This window comes from Limnothrix sp. FACHB-1083 (assembly GCF_014696485.1).
In the GTDB taxonomy this organism is placed as follows: domain Bacteria; phylum Cyanobacteriota; class Cyanobacteriia; order CACIAM-69d; family CACIAM-69d; genus CACIAM-69d.
Genome location: NZ_JACJQD010000009.1, coordinates 132,707 through 152,749 on the forward strand (window position 1 = coordinate 132,707; position 20,043 = coordinate 152,749).

The 20,043-nt window shown below is 50.7% G+C and carries 17 protein-coding genes; 7 read left to right on the forward strand and 10 right to left on the reverse strand.

Annotated elements, in window-relative coordinates; all coding sequences use genetic code 11:
- Positions 1–22 precede the first annotated feature (22 nt).
- The 7 genes from xseA to H6F46_RS12990 form a co-directional block, all read right to left on the reverse strand.
- Positions 23–1,303 carry an exodeoxyribonuclease VII large subunit gene (gene xseA, locus H6F46_RS12960; protein WP_190355108.1) on the reverse strand — a complete coding sequence of 427 codons (1,281 nt, stop codon included), beginning with the start codon at positions 1,301–1,303 and terminating at the stop codon, positions 23–25.
- A gap of 3 nt (positions 1,304–1,306) precedes the next feature.
- A complete protein-coding gene (locus tag H6F46_RS12965; protein WP_190355173.1) occupies positions 1,307–1,801 on the reverse strand; it encodes an adenylyltransferase/cytidyltransferase family protein in 495 nt (164 codons plus the stop codon).
- Between the two features lie 214 nt (positions 1,802–2,015).
- Positions 2,016–2,849, reverse strand: a complete 834-nt coding sequence (locus tag H6F46_RS12970) for an ABC transporter permease (protein ID WP_190355109.1) — start codon at positions 2,847–2,849, stop codon at positions 2,016–2,018.
- Between the two features lie 256 nt (positions 2,850–3,105).
- Positions 3,106–3,900, reverse strand: coding sequence for an ABC transporter ATP-binding protein (locus H6F46_RS12975; RefSeq protein ID WP_347278325.1), 795 nt, complete (start codon positions 3,898–3,900; stop codon positions 3,106–3,108).
- 180 nt (positions 3,901–4,080) lie between these two features.
- Positions 4,081–5,097: a Ycf66 family protein gene (locus tag H6F46_RS12980; RefSeq protein ID WP_190355110.1), complete on the reverse strand. Its 1,017-nt coding sequence runs from the start codon at positions 5,095–5,097 to the stop codon at positions 4,081–4,083.
- 27 nt (positions 5,098–5,124) lie between these two features.
- Positions 5,125–5,748: a DUF3172 domain-containing protein gene (locus tag H6F46_RS12985; RefSeq protein WP_190355111.1), complete on the reverse strand. Its 624-nt coding sequence runs from the start codon at positions 5,746–5,748 to the stop codon at positions 5,125–5,127.
- A gap of 346 nt (positions 5,749–6,094) precedes the next feature.
- A complete protein-coding gene (locus tag H6F46_RS12990; RefSeq protein WP_190355112.1) occupies positions 6,095–7,186 on the reverse strand; it encodes an anthranilate phosphoribosyltransferase family protein in 1,092 nt (363 codons plus the stop codon).
- 438 nt (positions 7,187–7,624) lie between these two features.
- Between H6F46_RS12990 and H6F46_RS12995 the strand changes: the two genes are divergently transcribed.
- From H6F46_RS12995 to H6F46_RS13010, 4 genes are all read left to right on the forward strand, one after another.
- Positions 7,625–8,332 carry a GDSL-type esterase/lipase family protein gene (locus H6F46_RS12995; RefSeq protein WP_234406988.1) on the forward strand — a complete coding sequence of 236 codons (708 nt, stop codon included), beginning with the start codon at positions 7,625–7,627 and terminating at the stop codon, positions 8,330–8,332.
- 381 nt (positions 8,333–8,713) lie between these two features.
- Positions 8,714–9,376 carry a hypothetical protein gene (locus tag H6F46_RS13000; RefSeq protein WP_190355113.1) on the forward strand — a complete coding sequence of 221 codons (663 nt, stop codon included), beginning with the start codon at positions 8,714–8,716 and terminating at the stop codon, positions 9,374–9,376.
- Positions 9,377–9,438: 62 nt separating this feature from the next.
- Entirely contained in the window at positions 9,439–11,838 is a 2,400-nt protein-coding gene (locus tag H6F46_RS13005; protein ID WP_190355114.1) for a hypothetical protein, read from the forward strand.
- 12 nt (positions 11,839–11,850) lie between these two features.
- Positions 11,851–13,305, forward strand: coding sequence for a DUF1802 family protein (locus tag H6F46_RS13010; RefSeq protein ID WP_190355115.1), 1,455 nt, complete (start codon positions 11,851–11,853; stop codon positions 13,303–13,305).
- A gap of 18 nt (positions 13,306–13,323) precedes the next feature.
- Here H6F46_RS13010 and H6F46_RS13015 read toward each other — a convergent pair whose 3' ends face one another.
- From H6F46_RS13015 to H6F46_RS13025, 3 genes are all read right to left on the reverse strand, one after another.
- Positions 13,324–15,342 carry a sensor histidine kinase gene (locus H6F46_RS13015; RefSeq protein WP_242027940.1) on the reverse strand — a complete coding sequence of 673 codons (2,019 nt, stop codon included), beginning with the start codon at positions 15,340–15,342 and terminating at the stop codon, positions 13,324–13,326.
- 408 nt (positions 15,343–15,750) lie between these two features.
- Positions 15,751–16,014, reverse strand: a complete 264-nt coding sequence (locus tag H6F46_RS13020; RefSeq protein ID WP_190355117.1) for a helix-turn-helix transcriptional regulator — start codon at positions 16,012–16,014, stop codon at positions 15,751–15,753.
- A complete protein-coding gene (locus H6F46_RS13025) occupies positions 16,015–16,287 on the reverse strand; it encodes a helix-turn-helix transcriptional regulator (RefSeq protein ID WP_305068604.1) in 273 nt (90 codons plus the stop codon).
- A 92-nt stretch (positions 16,288–16,379) separates the two neighbouring features.
- Here H6F46_RS13025 and H6F46_RS13030 point away from each other — a divergent pair, with 92 nt between their 5' ends.
- The 3 genes from H6F46_RS13030 to H6F46_RS13040 all read left to right on the forward strand — a co-directional run bounded on the left by H6F46_RS13030 (position 16,380) and on the right by H6F46_RS13040 (position 19,928).
- Positions 16,380–16,601, forward strand: a complete 222-nt coding sequence (locus tag H6F46_RS13030; RefSeq protein ID WP_190355118.1) for a hypothetical protein — start codon at positions 16,380–16,382, stop codon at positions 16,599–16,601.
- A 224-nt stretch (positions 16,602–16,825) separates the two neighbouring features.
- Complete coding sequence (locus tag H6F46_RS13035) at positions 16,826–17,308, forward strand: hypothetical protein (RefSeq protein ID WP_190355119.1); 483 nt, start codon at positions 16,826–16,828, stop codon at positions 17,306–17,308.
- Positions 17,309–17,312: 4 nt separating this feature from the next.
- The gene (locus tag H6F46_RS13040) at positions 17,313–19,928 is read left to right on the forward strand and encodes a ParA family protein (protein ID WP_190355120.1); all 2,616 of its coding nucleotides are present in this window, start codon (positions 17,313–17,315) and stop codon (positions 19,926–19,928) included.
- The last annotated feature ends 115 nt before the right edge of the window (positions 19,929–20,043 follow it).

Consider the following 20,043-nt stretch of genomic DNA (forward strand, 5'->3'; position numbering starts at 1 on the left):
CGAGGGTTAATCAACAGCAAATCTAGGGCGACTGCTTAAGGTCGATCGAGAGTTGCGCGATTTCGGTTAGGGGTGGAATCACTTTCACCTCTAACCACCCATCGGCCAACTGAATTCGGAGTCGATCGCCCGGTTGGGCTTGGGCTGCCCGCCGAACGATCGCCCCTTGATCATTGCGCACCAAGCTATAGCCCCGTTGCAACACTTGGTTTGGATCCAGCGATCGCAGGGTCTGGTTGAGGGCCTGTTGCCGTTGCTGTTCCCGATCGAGCCGGTGTTGCATGGCCATGCCCAACCGCCGCCGAAGATCCGTCAGCCGCTCCGTTTCCCGCTGCCATTGACGATCGGGGCGCAGCCGTCCCAACCGTTGCTGGAGCAGATCCACCCGATCAAGTCGATCCTGTAAGTAGCGATCCATGGCTAACTTCAGGCCCAAGGCCTGTTCAGCCCAGCGGTTGCGCAACTCCGCCAGGCTCGGCACGGCCCGTTCCGCTGCGGCCGTGGGCGTGTGGGCACACCAGTCCGCCACCCGATCGCAAAGGGACTGATCCCGTTGGTGACCAATGCCGGTGATCACTGGAATTGGGCAGTCTGCCAGGGTGCGCACCAGTTGCTCATCGTTGAAGCAGGATAGATCCTCCGTGGCCCCGCCACCCCGGGCCAAAATCAGCAAATCGGCTCGACCATCCACCACCACTTGCGCGATCGCCCGCATCAGACTGATCGGGGCCCGATCGCCCTGCACCAAAGCGGGCACAAACAACACCCGCAAGCCGGGATGGCGCTGAAGCAAGGTGCGCTGGATGTCTCCCCAGGCCGCCGCGCGGGGAGACGTGATCACCGCCACGGTTTGGGGAAAAGCGGGCAGCGGCCGACGGCGATCGAGATCAAACAATCCTTCGGCAGCCAGGCGATCGTGGAGCTGTTGCATTCGCAGCGCCTGCAAACCCGCCCCGGCCGGCAGCAGTTGCCAGGTCACTAGCTTCAGCTCGCCCCGTTTGGGCCAAAGCTGCAATTCTCCCAAGGCGATTACCTGCTGACCCGGTTCGGGCAAGCTCGCCAGTCGATCGACCTGACCTCGCCACACCACGCAGCCGATCGCGGCCGTTGCCTCCCGATCGGTCAAAGTGAAATAAATGCCGCTGGGAAACGGCTTGGCGCTGGACACCTCCCCAATCACCCAAACCCGATGAAGCGCCGGTTCCGCCTCCACGCAATCCTTCAGCCACTGGTTGAGGGTGGCCACTGACCAAGGTTCCGTGGCGCTGCTGGGGGCCAACTCCGCAGCCCAATCCTCCGCCACGGCCTATGGCTCCTGGGGACGGGCCGCCAAAATTCGCTCCACCAAACCGCTGGTGCTGCTGGGCACTTCAATTTTCACCAGCTCAATGCGGCCACCTCCGGCAAAGACGGCCGGCGCTTCCGGCAAGGTTTCCACCCGATAATCGCCCCCTTTGACATAGATGTCGGGCTGCAACGCTTCGATCAGTGCCGTGGCCGTGGGTTGCTCAAAAATCACCACCGCCGCCACCGCCCGCAGCGCCAACAATACCTCCGCCCGCTGGGACTGGGGCACGATCGGGCGAGGGGGGAACCCGGGCCGCGCTGGTTTCAAGCCCGCCACCGATTGATCACTGTTCAACCCCACCACCAACGATCGCCCCAACGCGCGTGCCGCATTCAGGTAGCGCACATGGCCCGCATGGAGCAAATCAAAACAGCCATTGGTGAACACCAACGGTCGCCAGCGATCGGGATCCTGGGCGATCGCCCGTTGCAGCCCTGCCAAATCGCTCACCATCGAGGGCAACTCAACCCCTTCCATCGGGGTTGGAGCCACCAGGGCGATCGACTGAGTAGCATTTTCAACGGGTGAGGGGGCGGTCATGGGAATAATTTCAAGGCTCAATTTCAGGGTTTGATTGTTGGGAGATTGATTATTGGGAGATTGTTTGCAAATCAGGGATTGGAAGTCAGCCACTTTTAAGCACTTTCAAGCTCCCCTTTCAAGCCACCTAACTTTCCTGCTTGACAGCACTTTCATGCCAGTCTTTGAGAAGGGCATCGGACAGGGCTGAAAGACCCACGAAAATCAAAATCCCCAAGCCCGTCACCAACAACAATGCTGCAAACATTTTCGGAATTTGTAAATTGTAACTGGCAATCAGAATTTGATAGGCAATGCCTGATTTTGCGCCACCGGTTCCGGCCACAAATTCCGCCACCACGGCTCCAATTAAGGACAGGCCACCGCTGATTCGTAGTCCCCCTAGGAAGTAGGGCAACGCGCTGGGTAACCGGAGATAAATCAATCGCTGCCAAGGATTGGTGTTGTAGAGCTTAAAGAGGTTAGTTAGGTTGCGATCGACACTGTTCAGCCCCAAGGTGGTGTTAGCAACCACCGGAAAAAAGGCCGCAATCCAGGCACAAAGCACCAATGCTCCCAGCGTATTATCCTTGAGCCAAATCACAATCAGCGGCGCGATCGCCACCAAGGGTGTGGTTTGCAGAATCACCGCATAGGGAAACAGGCTCCGTTCAATCCACTTGTTCACCGTAAACAGCACCGAGATCCCTAGGCCAGAAACTGCCGCCGCCAAAAACGCAATGATCGTAATTTGCAGCGTCACCATTAGGGCCGAAAACAGCTCATTCCAGTTTTCAAATAGGGTTTGCAACACCAAGCCAGGCCGAGGGAGTAGATAGGGTGGCAGTCCGGTGATTTGTACAAATAAATCCCAAGCCAACAGAAAAGTCAGTCCCACCCCCAAGGGGGCCAGCACGTCGGCGGAAAAAACGCGCTGAATGAGCGATCGCTTGGAAATCAGGGGAGAACGACTGCGACTCATAGGCTTTAAATGGCGGGAATAATTCAGAAGATTCAGGATCAGGAAAGAATGCTCAAAACCGATCTTTTAGCGGATTGTCAGCAGTTCTCAAGCAGTTTTTAAGGGATTGCTGGGTGGCTCTGGAATCATTTTAGGGAGTTTCCCAGCCATTCAAAACCAGAATTTTGCAATTCAAGCTCAGTTAATGCTCAGTCAATTTTGAGTAAATTGGGGCAAATTTGCGAAATCTACATTTGCACCATTCCCATTGACACCCTTACAAGGGAACCGTCGCACCCATGCCGAGGGCCAACGCTTCCGCCAGTTGGTAGCGATATTGGCCAAAAGTTGGAGATTGACGGAAAGTTTCCGATCGGGGATAGGGTTCGGGAATGTCCAGCTCCGTGACGATGCGCCCGGGATTAACCCCCATCACCGCCACCCGCGTTGACAGATAAACGGCTTCATAGATGTTGTGGGTCACAAAAGCGATCGTCCAGCGCTTTTGATGCCACAAATTCATCACGTCTTCATTCAGTTTGTTGCGGGTAATTTCATCAAGGGCCCCAAAGGGTTCATCCATCAACAACACCTTGGGTTGGGTGACGATCGCCCGGGCGATCGAAACCCGCATTTTCATCCCGCCGGAGAGTTGCCGGGGAAAGGATTTTTCAAACCCCTTTAACCCCACCAGCTCGATCGCCTCGGCCACGCGGTCTTCGCTGGCCGATCGGGAAATTCCCGCCAACTTCAATGGCAACCGAATATTTTCCTGCACCGTTGCCCAAGGCAGCAGGGCAGAATCTTGGAACACAAAGGCCAAATTCCGGCGAGCGTCCGGCATCTGCCAAGTCAAATCTCCTTGGGTGGGACTGCTCAGACCCGCAATCAGGCTCAAAATGGTGCTTTTCCCACAACCGGAGGGCCCCACCAAGCTCAAAAATTCGCCCTCGTGGATCGTGAGGGACACATCTTGTAGGGCAACGGTTCCCGTGGAAAAGGCCTTGGTGACGTTGCTCAGGGAAATGGCGGGTTGCAAGGTCGATCGCACTGGAGGAACGGTGGAACTCACGGGGCAGGCACTCAAAAACAAACTTCAGCGCTGTTAACCAGCATGGTTGGCTCCTGCTGTTCACCAGAACGCGGCCAACGACCGTTCAGCACGGCTGTTAACCATTGTAGCGGCTTGCTTTGACCCGTCTGGGGAGCGAAGGAGCGCGAATCGGTTCCTCCCGAACCACCCAAACTCCCCTTACCCGGCCGGTGGGCGACGGGGCCGCGGCGGGCGCGGGGGCAACTCTTCGTAATCCACCACCACTTCATCGGGCAAATTGGCCCCGTCGAGTTTGACCGTGCGCGAGGGGGTGGGTCGGGGGCGGGGTGGTCTGGGGGCGATCGGTGCTGAATTGTCCGGTCTTGCAGCAGCGGGCGACGGTGAATCCGCCGACGCATTGGCAGGCGTTACGGGATTTGCACTGGGGACAGAAGTTGGACTGGGAGCAGGAGGTGAGTTTTCTAGGGACTGACGATATTTCTTGCGCACGTAAACGGGCTTGGAACCCTCGGGCACAGGCTCAGGGGAGGGAGCAGACGACGGCGTAGTTTGGTTGGGGGGCGCGCCTTCCGGCGGTTGACGATATTTCTTGCGCACGTAAACCGGTTGCCCTGCACTTTGCCCTGTGCTGCCTGTGGTGGGGCTGACCGGAGCGGGCGGCGCGGGGGCGGCGTTGGTCGGGGGTGGCGTTGGGCTGGGCGTTGGTTTGGGTGCTGGGTTGGGCGCTGGTTTGGGTGCTGAGTTGGGCATTGGGGCAGGACTGCTGCCGGGCGATCGGGCAGCTCGCAGGTTGGCCAATTGGGTCTGGATCTGGATCCAAAGCACGATCCCAAAACCAGTGAGGGATTGGCGGAAAGCTTGCCAACCGGTCAAGTTAGGTTGGCCGGGGCGAAAGAGATTCAGCAACCCGGCCAAGCGATCGAACTGGGGCAACGCGGCAACCAGCACCTCATCCAGGCTCGATCGCGCCACTTGTTCGCGCAGCACCAAGGTTTGCCACCCTTGCCAGGTAATCAACCCCACCACCACCCCTTGGCTGAGGAGCACGGCCCCATGCAGTTGACCACTGCAAACCCACAACACGAGGGCATAAAACAGGCCAAAGCTGCTCCAAATCACGTCACTACGCCGTGACAGGATCGGAAACCGCAGGGCGATCGCGTAGAGCAACAGGCTCCCGATCGCCACTAAAATCGCCAATCCATAAGCCAACATCCCGTCTTTATTCCCCCGTGGGTCACGCTAGAAACGATCGCTTTCTTGGGCCGGAACCACCCCGGGCTGATTCAAGAACAGGTTCCCCGCCGAATCGTTTTGATAAACACAGTCCACGCGGGGTTTGCTGTCAATGCTGCCGGTGAAAGCAAAGGTATTCATCCGGTTTTTGCATTCGGAAATCTGCTTATCCGTCACCACGCCCCGTTGTTGCAGCACTGCCCAGTTGTTGCTGCGCATGACGCAACCGGGCTGCATTTCCGGCTGGGACACGTAAACACTAAAGGGGCTGAGGGTCACAAAAATGCGCGCATTCATGGAAATGGCGCTGGCTCCAAATTGGGCACAAAGTTCCGGGTTGGGAGCCGCCCGATCGATAAATTCCCGCGAAGCCACATTTTGCGGATCAACACTGGCCGAAGAGCTGAACCCAATGCCCACGCCCATACCCAGGATGAACACGCCGGCCAAAATCGCCACCACCGTGTAGTTAAAGCCTTTTTTCTTGGGTGGTTCGGGCGATCGCCCTTCCGATCTCGGTTCGCGATCCGTGTCGCGCCCGGCCGACTCGCGAGCGTTTCCCCGATAATCACTGCGATAACTGTCGCGATCGCGGTAGGGATCGCGGGCGGGCTGCCGTTTGCGGTTCATAGCCAATGGTTAATCACCGATAGGAATTTACTGATCATCAAACTGATCATCAATCTGAATCTCAGTCTAGATTTCAGTCTAAATTGATCCAGTCTGGATTGATGCATGGTTTGTGGATCTCTTGGGGCCCCGATCGGGATTCCCAGCCCCAAAGTTTCAACGAGTCTGGTATCCTGCAAGCGATCGCTCACCTACGAAAAAGCGCCCCACCGATGGGACGCTCGTGTGCAGAGGAGCGATAGTCGATCGTTTTGATGAGTCACATGCGAGTCTAACATGGGAGGCAGACCCCTCTGGGCCGGAATGGTTAACCGGTTGGGGGTTGATTTTGCTTGCCCATTCTTGCCTATTCTGAGGCGATCGCCAGATGGGATCGCAGATCCAAAAGCTTCTGCCAGGCCAATCCTTGATCTAAAATCGTGGCCGCCTGAGCCAAGTAATTCTTCAATGGCGTTCGATCGGTGAAGTCATCGGGCCGATCGGAGCCAGCGCTGTTCAGTCGCCAAAGATAAAAGCCCGCATTCCAAATCACACTGGTGCGCCAGGGGTGATCTTGGCCATGGCTCCCTTGGAACAGGGAACTCAAGTTTTCAGCCCATTCAGCAGCCGTCCCCAGGGGCAAATTGCTTTGGCTATATCCCAAATCCCAGGGGTTGAGACAGAGGCGATCGAACCGGCCCGGTTGCCCCAATCCCGTGATTACTGTCCGATCGTGCGGTAAGTCGGGACTGCCTTCGAGGCCCTTGACCGTGGTGAAGGACTCAATTTGGTGCAGCGCCAAGGCATCACGCATCATCTGTTCCGTGGGCGGATGCACAAACCCCATCACCCGATGTTGGGGCCCTTGGTAGGGCGACCACAACAGCTCCAGGGTGGCCAGGGGCGGCCGTTTGCCAATTTCATCGCGGTAGGCCGCCAGGGGCAAGGTTTCGGGGAAATGCTTCGGCAGATAGCAGTAGGTTAGGCCTTGCTCTGCCAAGCACCGTTCCACCTGTTCCCAACGGGCCCGAGTCCAATCTAAACCCAAGGCCTGCCACAGTTCCGTGAGGGTAATGCCATATTTCGTGGCCATGCGATCGCCCCCATGGAACAGCAAGGGAAATCCCGCTGCCGCCAAGATCAACCCCGTGGCGATGCCCAAAGGAGCCGTGCGAGATCGCCCGTCATAGGGAATCCCAAAGCTGACCAAGGGCCGATCGAGGGCGATCGGCCCCAAGCGCGGCCCCAACTCAGCGTAAGCATCCAACATGCCCGCCAACTCTTCGCCCGTGGGCCGCTTAATCCGATGGGCAATCAGAAACGCACCAATTTGGGCTGGGGTGGCCGCCTGGGTCAACATCAGTCGCATGGCTTCGGCGGCCTGCGATCGATCCAAATTTTTGCCTGTGTGGGGCCCGCTGCCGATGGTTTTCAGCAGCTCGCGGAAGACTTTGCTCATGGGAAACGGCAGGTTACTTGCGGGTGGTTGAAGGTGGTTCAGCGGAGTTTGGCGGGAGAGGCGGTCGGGGCCTGGGCAGTCCGGGGCGTATTATCAAGGGCGATCGAGAGATTAGCAAACTCCCTTGGTGGCCGATGTAGCCTGTTGCGTTCTTTTGGTTCAAACCGGATTCGCCCCGGATTCGCTCCGGATTCGCCCTGAATGTCCCCCAACTTTGCCCCAACCGAATTTGCCCAGCCCTGACTCAGCCGCCGCAACCATCGCCAAAACTGTCCCGATCGGCTCCTTTGACCCGGAATCAGGCTCAATCCCACTGTGAGGATGATTAGGGATGGATGATTGCCTCAAGCATCCCAGCAGTGATACATTCCGGCTCAATTCCTTTCTCGATCGCGTTCCACGCCGCAGCCTATGCAAGCTCCGATCGCGTCTCCTGTCATGCGCCATAACGCCGTGGTGACTCCATTTCGGCCCAAGCAACCGCAACCCCTCCGCATCATTGCCATGGGCGACAGTGTGATTTATGGCTACGGCGATCTCAGTGGCGGCGGTTGGGTTGAACGATTGCGCCGCCAGTGGATGGCTCCCGACTCAGCCGGCCATGTGATTTATAACTTGGGCGTTCGGGGCGACAAGGTGAGCCAAGTGAGCGATCGACTGGAGTTGGAATTTCGGAGCCGGGGCGAGTTGCGCAATCGCCTGCCCGATCGCCTGATTCTTTCCGTGGGCACCAATGATTCGCCGCGAGTGGGCCGGGCCGATGGCAAAAACATGACCCCCATTGAAATCTTTGGCCCGCAAGTGGAAGCCTTGCTCGATCGGGCCCAGGGTCTCTGCCCCGTCTTGTTTGTGGGCATGATTCCCGTCAACCCTAGCAAAATGCCCTTCTTAGAGTGTTTGTATTACAACCACGCCGATCAGTATCAATATAAAGAAGTGATCCGTCGGGCCTGTGAGGCGCGGCGGATTCCGTTTTTAGACTGTTTTGAATTGTGGCTCGCGCGTGGGGCTTCCTGGGTTGAACAGCGCCTCGGCTCCGATGGTTTGCACCCCAATGATTTGGGCTATGAAAGTCTCCTGGCTGATGTGACCGCATGGCAACCGATCGCCCAACTTGCCGCCATGGACACCAAGCCGATCGCCTAAAACCAGTTTTGGTTTAATCCATCCCCAACCACTCGATCGCCCTTTCTTTCAGTCCCATCCTCCAATCTAGCCATCGGTTGGAGGATTTTTATGAGGTGATCAGCACAATCAGCCACGATTGAGCCTCCCAGCGCAAATAGGCGCGTTCTGCTTAGAAAACAGCCGAAAACCTCCCTTATTTGCTTCCTGAGAAATCAATTTCATCCTCTGGTAATAGATTCATCACAGGTTTAATTTTTATTTCGCCTTTAAAGCAAATCTCAAAAAATCATTTTCAAAATTCACTTTTTCTAGATTTCGCAAACCGCAATCAGCAAAATCGTTTACCATGGTTTACGTGATCCATTCATCCATGCACGGGTCACAAAGGAGTAAGGCGAGATGCAATCAACGCTGCTGTTGCTGGTCTTGTGGGATCTAGAACGCATGACGGGGGCGGGCGTACCTCGCAAAGGCAAAGTTAGTGGCAAGGGTAAGGACGACACGGCGCGATCTCGCTGTGGCAGCAAGGTCAAGGTTTCGGATTTTGAGGAAGCGGTGGATGCGCTGCTCCAAGCGGGAGCTGTGAGCGAGAACGGGGGACGGTTATCCCTGACGGCGGCGGGCAAGGCGCGGCTGGATCAAGAATTGCGGGCGGGCAAACTGACGTTTTGGACAAAGGGACAAAAGGGCACGGTGGTGAGTGCCAAAAATGCTCAGGCGGCGTTGAATTGGTTGCAACAGGCTCCCGCTCCGGCGGCTGGGGCTGTTTTGGCGGGCGAAAAAATTACGTCCTACGACGAATTCAAGACGGTGGTTTTGGACACCCACAAGTTCTTGAATGAGGAACATCGCTGCGAAAATTTTGTGCCGATCTACCAAATTCGTCGGCAACTAGGCGATCGAATTTCGCGCACACAATTCGATGAATGGCTACTGGAAATGCAGGGCGATGACATTTTCCAATTGGAAAAGGGCAACGTCTCTGAGGCATCGAAGGATCAGGTCAGAGACTCGATTGAAACGAAAATCAGTGGTTTGCGGTTCTATGCCAAGTTGCTGTAGGGCAGCTTGATTGCTCCTGTTTTGTTCCTTGCACACCAGATCGCAAAGTTGAGTTTTGGGTTATGACTAGCGTTTCCCCCCTCCATGAAATTCACCAGGCTATTCAGGAATATAACCCGTTCAACTTGCGATCTGTTGTTAAACACCAGGATGTTTGGAATGTAGATTTTGTTGATGTTGAGTTTTTGCACGCCCAGGCATCAGATTTGATTCTGGGAAAATTGCAAGAAACCCGAGCGATACAAGATTCGGAAAAGAAGATTTCTTCTTTCGTGATTACCGCTGAGCAGGGCGTTGGCAAAAGTCACTTGATTCGTCGGCTACATCGACGAATTTATGAGGGACAAAACGGCTTTTTTCTCTACATGAGCTTTTCGCTCTGTGGGGACATCAACTTCATTAATTATGAGTTTCGGCAAGCCATTTCCCGGAGCTTATCACAATCCACAATTTCAGGTATTTCTCAATGGCAGTTGCTAGCTGCATCTGTGATTGAACAGGGATTGCTTGATCCCAAGAGTAAGCAGGTCTTTGATCCAGTCGGTTTTGTTAATCGCTTTGATGATCGCTATCGTACTTGTCTGTCTAAGGGCGGCAACCTGATCAACATTTTGGTTGGTAAGTGTCACTCTCAATTTTCAGAAGTTGATCCCGATATTCTTCGAGCATTACTCTGGACACTTTCAAAAGCTTATGGACCCTACGCAATCAAGTGGTTAAGTGGAGACGAGTTATCCGCAGCCTATGTCGAAGAAATGGGATTACCCAGTACTATGGTGGCTGAGACTTCTAGAGAGTCAGAGTCTCTGAAGGTGAGTCTGGCTATTTTAAAACTCTTGGCAGCTTATCGGCCGGTTCTCCTTTGCTTTGATGAAACCGAAATGTCACAGATGAAAGATGGCCTAACCTCAACTCAAGTTTTGGCTTATCTCATCAAGCAGATTTTTGATTCTTTGCATTTGTCTGAGCAAGATAGTGGACTTGTTCTTGCTTCTTTCCTTTTTCCGTCCCTATGGCAATTTGAAATACCACAGTTAGCCGGTGCTTCTGATCGCATGACTGCTGGTACAGGTGAACCGATTAACCTTCAGCAACTCGATGGTCAGTCATTGCCGAGGCTTGTTAAGTTTTTGTTGGCTAAGAAATTCTATAATCCACGTGGTTTAACTCCGCCTAATCCGTTCTATCCATTCGATGAAAATGAGCTAAAAGAAGTTGGTAGAAAGGAACGGATGCCTGTTAGACTGGCACTACGTTGGTGTGCTAAAAACTTTGTGGTGGCAGCACCGCCGATTCCGCCGGAGGAGCGCTTTCAAAAAGGACTCGAAGAGAAGCTACAAGACGACTATCGAAAAGCGATGGATGACAGTGCTACCGTTGCTGAAACCCTGCGCTACTGCTTTGAGTTGGTCGTCAATCAAACCATCAGCGGTGAAACAAAATCCGGCGAGAAAATCGAAGGGGCTACAATTACCGCGATCGCCAATATTGAACCCAAAGCCAAAAATGCTGGCTACATCAACTTCAAGATTGTCGGAACCGAACAGGACAAACCCTTCGCGATCGGGGTAGCCGTCCTGCAACAATCGGGCCTCTCCTTTGCCGCCGGTTTGAATCGCCTAGTGGACTACAAAACCTATGGGCTGACGCGCGGCTGTCTGATTCGTGGCGCAGACTTCAAGATTAAGACCTTCTGGGATTCCTACAAAACCTACCAGAACTTTATCCAGCGCCAAGGCGGCGAACACATTGAACCTGACCCGGAACAGTTGAAAGTCTTGATGGCTCTGAAAGCCGTCTTTGATAGTGCCTCAATCTATGGTTTGACGGAAGCAGAAGTACAGGAATTTTCTCGCGAAATTGCACTGAATAATGAAATTTTGCTGGAAATTCTCAGCGATCCATCGGGTTTGATTGATCCCAGCATTATCGATGATGAAACCCTCGTCAGCATCATTATTGGTGACGATGATTTGATCGATACCAGCGCGATCGAGGACAACGAAGAAGACCTGATCGATTTTTTGGTGGGTAGTGGCGACGATGATTTAGAACCAGACGGCGCGAGCCAGTCCACAACTCCACCCACTGATGCATCGACAATTCAGTCACTCACTCTCAAGTCTGATTACAAAGGCAAAAAACTTTGTGCTTTTACCCTGCGTGGCGAAAATTATTCGGTCAAGAGCTGGCGCGAGTTCTTTATCACCATTAACCAAGTACTGGCAGAGAAACACGCCGAGAAATTTGTCAAAGTTGCGCTGGAGTCCAATGGCCGAAAGGCTCGATTTTCTCAAAAAACTGAGGGGATGTTTAAGCCTATCTTCCTAGAAAAGGTAGAGCTATACATTGAAACAGATTTGGGAATTTCTAGCGTTCTAACCCTCACGGAAAAACTGCTAGCTCCTCTGGGGTATTTGGAGGACGAATTGACTTTGCAAGTGGTTGACAAAATTAATTAGTAATCCAGCCACATGGAACTACAACCCAAACCCACCGCCGCCCTCTGCTTGCCAGAATCTGAGATTTCAGCACTGTTGCAAGGGCGAATGTTGGCGATGTTGTCCGCCACGTTCATCAAGCCCCAGCGTATGTTGGCGCTTCAGCCGATTCCCGATCGCCTCAATCCCCGATCGCACGATCGCCCCTACCGATTCGCAGATTTGGGTTCCGAGAGCTTTCCCCCCGCGATCCGGGCGATCGTCACCTGTGTGGAATGCCAAATTATTGACGACTTGGCGGCCGTTGACGCGATCGCCGCCCTCACCATTTGGTCTGAGGATTTCCTCGCTCGCTCGATCGCCACCAAAGGACATTTATTCCTAGCCACCGTCCGCGCTTTTCGACTGCTCACACCCCACCCGCTGGAGCACGATTTTGAAGACCTCAGCGTGATCGGAAAATGCGTGGTGATGCCCCGTCCCTTCACAGGCGAAAATCCTGAGCCGGTGCTGCCAGAAGCGGTTTTCAAACGGCGATCGCAACAACTTCGCGATCGACAGCCGCCCGAACATTCAGAACTCGAAACCCTGCAATCCACCCTTGCTGATTTAGCCAACACACTGCCCAGCGCCACACAATTAGACAATCGCATCCAAGCCTTTTTAGGGTGGCGCGTGCCAGGGCGATCGTCCCGTCTCAGTCCCTGGATGAGCAAAATTTCTAAAGTCGGCGCATCCAGCGAAGGCAATGAATTCGAGCGGCTGGTGCGCCAAGCCATGATTTCTTTGGGATTTGCTAACCGCAATCAAAACCCCAAAGCTAGCCTTGATCCCGATAGTGTTGGCGGCGCAGGCGGTCTAGATTTTGTTTGTGAATCGCCCTATTTAATCATCGGTGAATGTAAATCCAGCAGCCGCGATACGCTACCTGATGGGGTGTTTTCGCAGCTTATGAAACTTGGTAACAAATATCTCAATCCTGAAGACTATGAACAAGCCATAAAATTAGTCATTTCTGTTGGTAAACCCAACCACCATGCTCAAAAAACAGCCCAAGGCAACCGTATGAATTTGATTAAACCCACCACCCTAGAACGCTTGGTTAAGCTCAATGTTTCGTATCCTGGTTCGTTGAATTTATGGGAGCTAGAAAATTGCCTAAAAAATCCGCCCTATGCTCAAGAAGCCGATGACCAAATCAATAACTTTATAGATGAAAAAATCGAACAATTGCGAATTCGTGCATTTTTGATTGATTGCCTGAAACGACTAACAAGTAACAATCAAAATAAAGGAGCCAGCACAGTCGAGCTTCACGCGGTCTATATCACTTCCCAGCCACCAAAATTACTGGAAATGGAAGATCTACACAGCGTGGCGATCGAACTGGCTTCCCCACTCACCGGTTATCTAAGCCGCGAAAAGGGTCGTGAATGGCGGGACGATCGCTTTTTTTGGTTGCGCGACCTGGCGATCGAAAAAATCTAGGCGATTCCTTTTCAGTCCTCATTCTCGGGCTACTTCAGTGCAGGTTTCCCGATCTTTCTGTAAATTGGGCTTGCCTTCTCGTTCTCGCCCAACGGAAAATCGCGTTTCAATATAAGGCAAATCGATCGTAAAACAACTACCCACATTCACTTCACTGGTCAACCCCACACGACCACCGTGAAGTTCAACAATTCGCTTCACCAGAGCCAAACCCAAACCCGTTCCCTCATATTTACGATTGAGGGCACTATCAATTTGCACGAACGGCTGAAAAAGACGCTTGATATCTTCTGGCGCAATCCCAATACCCGTATCAGTGATCGAAATTCGCACAAAATATTTTTGTAATTCTCCATTTTTGTCTGCCTCGTCCTCGCCCTCTTCCTTTTGGCAAGTCACTTCTAGGGTGATGTGTCCCCCTTCTGGCGTAAATTTAAAAGCATTATTGAGCAAATTCAGCAAAACTTGGCGGATACGACGTTCATCGATGTATAGATCTGGCAAATTAGGCGATAGATTGGTTTCCAGTCGAATATTCTTCTGTTCGGCTTGGGGCTGAATGAATGCCACGCTTGATGTGCAAAGCGCCCCGATCGCGACGGTCGTGCAATTCAGCTCCAAAAATTCCGACTCGATCTTGGCAATATCCAAAATATCGTTAATTAGAGCCAGAAGATGCGCGCCGCTTTTTTCAATATTTTCTAAGGCTTTGTGCTGTTGCTTATTAACTCCACCAAAGATGCCCTCTTGCAAAATTTCCGCCACTCCCAAAATCGTATTTAACGGAGTGCGGAGTTCGTGGCTCATGGTTGCCAAGAAATTATCTTTCAGTCGATTTGACTGCGCGAGTTGATTGTTGGCTGTTTGCAACTTGCGCAGTAGGGTTTGCTGCTGATTAACCATATTGAAAAAGACATCAGACAAATGGCTAATTTCATCGCCTGAATTGTTGATGTCCCTATGATTCCCAATCGTGCGATCGCAAACATCTAAAATGGGTTGCAAACGGCGATTTAAAAATCGAATAAACAACCAAACAACCAAAAGCAAAAAGACGGCTGCAATGATTGTGGCGCTAATGGCTCCTAGCAGAGCAGGTTTGGCAACAGTCTCATAGGGAATCGCTTCCAGCATCACCCATTGGGTTCTGGGAACTGTTTGATAAACCCAATAGATTGAATCAGATTCAAAATGTGATTTTTCAATGCCTTGGTTAATTCGGTAACGAATTTGTTCCCAAACCGGTTTTAGGGATGGAATGGATGAAACATTAGCCATTTGGGCAGCCTGACGAGGATCAAGAGAATAACTCAAGAGTTGCCCATTTTTTGTGATTAGGGCATGGTAGCCATTGCTATTGAATGAAGGATCATCTTGACTCAAATTAAGATCACTAGCATCAATATCTTTATTAAGATCATCAATATTAATATCTCCGTTCATCACGGCAATTAATTGACCTTTTTGATTACGAATCGTCCCTGAAAAGGTCATGAGCGGAATGGGATAATTATCATTCATATAAGGCTCTGACCAAAGATAGCGATCGGCCTTAGCCGCGTCTTTAAAATATTGCATCTTGGGATATTGATCTACTGCCCATAGATCAACCAGCGTAAATTTAGGATTTTGAGCCAGTCTAACCCCGCGATCGGGAATAGATTCTTCAATATAGGGCCCAAACCACTCACGATCGACCAAACCCTTGGGGAACTGCATCACCCCAAATCCGGTGATCAGCTTAGGACGAGCTGACATAAATGAAAGTACTAATTTCTCGTAGGCCTCAGGCGATCGCACACCACTATCGTGCAAGAAGATCGTTGCGGAAACCAAACTCTTTAAAAAAGTTTCACCACTGAGCAGCTCCGCATCAAGATGTCGAACCTTGTTATCCGTTTCCGACGTTAGTTGCAAAATCCGAACGGACTTCAGCTCACTATAAAATAAATACCCTAAGCTGCCGAGACCAATGGAAGCGGCAGAAATCACCGCCACAAACAAGCGAGTGCCGATCGAACGAAGTCCAAATTTCATTGATTTAGCCGGGACGGTTAGATCGTTTTGGGTTGAATTACTTGTCATTGCTTAGCCCAGTGGCCTCAGTGGTGAACCCTGTAAAGTATAAAGACGCACTTCCTTAGCTTAAAAAAACAGCCTGAAACGCTCATTAAGGTACATGACAAAATCACGAGGTATAAAAATATAATTGAGTCCTAAATTTATTGATACTAAATTTTTAAATTATCCTGAAAAAGATACAATAAATTTAGCAGCAGTTAAGCTTTTTGCCCACGATCAATTAACTGTTGAATGACCTAATCAACAGCTCATCTTCAGTCTGCTCTTGGTCGCCCAACCAATACCCACAGCCCTCGTCCGCTGACTGTGGACGAGGGGCTAATTCTGGGGTATTTCGCGCAATATTTTTCCGGCCGTTCCCGCTCAGCCCTCGCCCTCAGCCTTTTTAGGAGCCAGCTCCCCGATCGCCCGGCCCAAGTAAGCCTCGACAAAAGCCTGCGCCGCTTCCGGGTTCAACTGCTCCAACGCATCCACGATCGCCGGAATCGATTCCGCCGTCGGGTCGCGCGTTTCCGCGAACCAATGGCTAATGGTGGCGCGATTGATGCCCATGTTCACCGCCAGTCGATTCTGAGCGATGTTGTACTGCTGCAACGTTTTGCGTAGTGCTTTCCCGGCTTTTCCCATTCAGCTTCTATCTTCAATCTGCTTGGGCGACAGTTCCCCGATCGCCCGGCCCAGGTAAGCCTCGACAAATGTCCGTGCGGCTTCCGGGTTCAACTGCTCTAGGGCATCCACAATAGTCGGGATTGCTTCCGCCGTCGGGTCGCGTGTTTCCGCCACCCAATGGCTCATCGTGCCGCGCGCAATCCCCATCGTTACGGCTAAACGATTTTGCGTGAGGTTGTGTTGCTGTAGCGTTTCGCGTAATGCTTTCCCGGCTTTTCCCATGCCGCTCATGGTGTCAAACTCGGGAAATTGCGTAAAGGTTGCGAATTGACAACTTAATCGATTACAGTAAGTTTGTTGTCGATTCGCAGCATTCAATCGATATGACTACCCCAACCAACGGCGATCGCCCCATTCTGGAACGCCTGAACCATCTGGACGATCGCTGCAACCGGATCATCCTCGTGGGCCAAAGCGAGTGGGTCGATCGCCTGGTCAAGAGCCTGCACCTTTGCGGCATCGGTGAAACCATCCTCTGGAGTCCCGCCGTCCCCACGGGCCAACCCGATCAAGTGGTGCAAATCCTGTCGCGATCGCGCCTCTAAACTCCCAAACAGAGACAGACAGCGCCACTCGATCGCTTGGTTGTAGAATGAGCGCTGTCTGAATCACGCTGCACGGTCTACACAGGTTATAAGTTGTTGATAAGTCTGTCCTCAGGTTGTTGAAAATCATTCAGAAACACTTTTTCATGCGTTAAGCTAAAATTGGCGACTACAAAAAATCTTTCTAGTAACTTAAGGTATTTCTTCTTAGAGAATTGGCTTCAATGGCGCACAAGTACAACATCAAGGCTTTCTATGCAGGAACCAAAACCTCAGAAAAGCTTCTCAAGCTATATTCTTCTCTTGTAGTCATTGAGCTGACCATCAAAGATAATCTAAGACAGAAGCAAGAAACTTGGCCAGGAATTAGGCATGATATAAAACGTGGCATAGATAACTTATTTCCTGATTCTGATCCACTGCCTGACAGAATTTTCTCTCCTCAGCCAGCAATCATTAAGCAATTAAAAGAAAATGTGGAGAAACTTGAAACTGACTTTCGTAACTTGTATTGCACAGGAGCCAACGGACTGTCACAAGAGGCTATTGTCAATAAATATCCAGACATTCGATACTTACAGCATAATTCTGACGATCATAATGGACATTCTGGAGAGACAACGGAGGAAAGTTTAGATAATGCTTTGGCAACAGTTCAAAGCATTATTAGCAGCTTGATAAAACTTTCATTATTGAGTGAAAAATAATTCTATGCTTTCACTAAAAAGCTTAATTCGCAAACTACAAGATGTCTACGGGGCAGATAGCCTAAAAGTAGTCTATCGTCATCCTACGCTATACCTTGCTTGTATTTCTGAAGAGTTTGCCACAGTTCCACCAGATCAGCGTGATGTGATCGCAGCAAATAAAATTCAATCTAGCACTGCCACTATTTACGAAACGCTCTACTATGCATCTGCCTCCATTGACTTCCTAGCGCCAAATGAATTTGAAAATGGCTATAGTAGCCAGCTTCGGGAACGGGGTTATCATTATGCATCTGCCTTGACACAAGATTTTCTTCATCAACCAGCCCTAGACACAGTAGAAGAAGCTGATGATCGATTAAAAGTAGTTCATTTTTATGGCTATAAGGGTGGACAAGCAAGATCTACCATTCTTGTGATGCTATCCAAGGCTTTGGCCAATGATGGCTGGAAAGTGTTGGTAGTAGATTTAGATACAGAAGCGCCTTCATTAGATGTTCTCTATGGAGCACCTAATGAATCAATTCGTAGTACCTTGCTTGGCTTTGGGCGTTCTGGAGTTGATGTTGAGCCATCACAGGTTTTTTCCAGTATTGGTCAAGTTGACGCGATTTTTTGTCGCCCAGCCATCTCAGAATATGAAATCGAAGCTGCTGTATTGCCTCTACGCTTATCAATGGATTCCTTGCTGACAGAACGGTTAGCAAGAGAAGTGGAGAAAGTGGCTAAAAAGCATTCGTATGACATAGTACTTTGTGACCATCGATCAGGAATTTCTGCGACTCCCCTACCTTGGATCTCAACTTTAAAAGGCCCTACTGTCATTTGCAATCGACTTGATTACCAATGGCAACTGGCAAAAGAATTCTTTCAGGCTCTTTTGCGCGAAAACTCTACTGATAGAGGTTGCTTTATTTCATTCAAACCCGACAATGAAACAAGAGATTCTTATGAGAGACGAACTGCTGCCCAAAGAGAAGAACTCTTAGAGTTATTGGCAGACGTTGAAAACAGCAACCTTAGCTCTGAAGAATCTGACAATCTTGCTATTGGCTTGCTTGAAGATCATTGGATCATGTGGCCTTATGATTCTGCTTTTCGCGAGAGTCATAGTGGTCAAATGCCAGAAATCAGTGAACTTGCCGATCAGACAAAAGATTCGATTAATAACATTCGTAGTGTTCTGAGTCTGGGTTTGCTAGACAAGAAAGTCATTCAGGATCAGATCCAAGAATCGAGTGATGAAGGTCTACTAGTTCAGACTAAGAATTTCCGTGAATTGCTACGCCCTGGTAACGAAACAGCTTACATTTTTGGCAAAAAAGGTACTGGTAAAACTCGCTTAGTTACAGAAATTGCGAAGAAAGGGTTAGGACAACCCCTACTAGTTGATGCGGAAGATAGTACTTTGCAAGGCATACAAGCTAGCTCTCTAATCATTCAAGAGGCTAGAGCAATAGAGTCTTACAAAGACAATCCAATCAATTTCTGGTACGACTTGCTCATTGCCGGGTTGGAAACTGTAATTGAGGATCGAAAAACATCACGCGCCAAGCTTGAACTAAAGTTTAAGCAGCGCGTCGATAATAGTAAATCTTTGCCCAAAAGATCGTCCACTCTTGATGAATTAGTTAAGCAAATCAAAGAACTTGATTTAACTCGTGAATCTCGCACTTTCCTGATTGATAGTGTGGAGATTGCCTTCAATGCCAAACTAATTCGTCGATACACGGAAGCTTTGTTTGAATTTATGCGCTCTGTTACCAGTGAAGTTAGGTGGAGCGAAGTGATCAAGATCAAGCTCTTTATCCGAGATGATCTACGTCGATATAGTGCTGAAAATCTTGAACAGCAAGCTCGCACTAGCAAGCAGTTGCGTCTAGAGTGGGGAACTCAAGAAATTTTCAATTTTCTACTGTCTAGAATTTCCAAGAAGCCTTGGTATCAAGATCATTTTCCTAATACTGTCAAGAAGCTCGAAATGCAAAGAAATGAGCTAGAGAGAGCAGACGTTTCCGAACAAGAATGTGAGGAACTTATACTGGAGATTTTTCCACCTAAGCTCAAACGAAGTGGCATAAAAATGTTGACGTTTTTGAAAACTTACTTTGCCGATACGGCAAGTGGGTATGCATCCCAGTTGAGTTACTATCCAAGAGTTTACGAAATCTTTCTCGATATCATTGCAGATCCATCATCTAATAAGGATTGGCGTAGCTTCGAGTTTCAGAATAAACAGCTCGATGGTGGCAAGATTAACTCCCTATTGGTCTTTACTGCTCATGAAGATGCGGCTGTGCAGTATATGACACAAGTAAGGGATGAGTTATTTAATGTTCTTGATCTCGATTCAGATTCTGAAAAAAATAAAGAGCATGTTGAAAGACTCCTCAAAGCATTTGAAGGACGCGAATCTCCATTTGTATTTGCGGTACGTGTGCAGGAAATTGCTGACAGTACCCAATTTCCAGAATCAAAAGTAAGGGACGTTTTACAGCAGATGAAAGATTGGGGAATTTTTGAGGATCGAGTGCGATATACAGGAGAATGGAGGGTCGGTGGTCTGTTTAAGTCTGGACTGAAGATGGTTTATCGCCGCAAAACCAACACTGGCGACTAGAAAAGCTGCGTGTCAGCACAGTGTTGATTTAGGAATGGTATGGATCGCCCCTGGGGGCGGGCGCGCCGATCGCCTCGGTTGTACAATTAGGGCGCTTTCTGAATCGCGCCACCAA